Origin of the sequence: Lacticaseibacillus chiayiensis (assembly GCF_004123795.1) — a bacterium.
GTDB lineage: Bacteria > Bacillota > Bacilli > Lactobacillales > Lactobacillaceae > Lacticaseibacillus > Lacticaseibacillus chiayiensis.
On record NZ_MSSM01000099.1, the window covers coordinates 1 to 414 of the forward strand.

Here is a 414-nt window from a genome sequence, read left to right on the forward strand (position 1 = left end):
GCCCAAACATAAGTCCTGCTAAATCAGTTACTGTAAATGTCAATTTTTTGTTCATGATTTTTTCTCCTTAATCGATCTCTTCTGCTTCAATCTCAACACGTGGTTGATCGCTGTACCATTTGCCAACATGGATCTCGACTATTTGGTTGTCGTCTTCCCACAAAATCCCGGTCAGCGCATCAGACACCGCTTTGTAATAGTTGTCTGTATCCGGCTTAACAGTTGGTCTAATGATGCCGTCCTGTTTTTTCCGCCTAGTAAGCTTGCTACCGGATTTTTGAATACCTCTGTATACTTTTACGTTTATCCTGATAGAACCCGTCAGAGGCTCAATATGGAGCTCCTGACGTGCAATCTGCTTGATGTATTCTTTGTAGCCACGTGATTTGGGAGGATCATACGTACTTACATACT

Annotated in this window: 1 protein-coding gene; it reads right to left on the minus strand. The window is 42.3% G+C overall.

Going from position 1 to position 414, the window contains the following annotated elements:
• Positions 1-67: 67 nt before the first annotated feature.
• Positions 68-414 (minus strand): RusA family crossover junction endodeoxyribonuclease (locus BVJ53_RS14805; protein ID WP_238150195.1); only part of this gene is annotated, 347 nt, incomplete at its 5' end.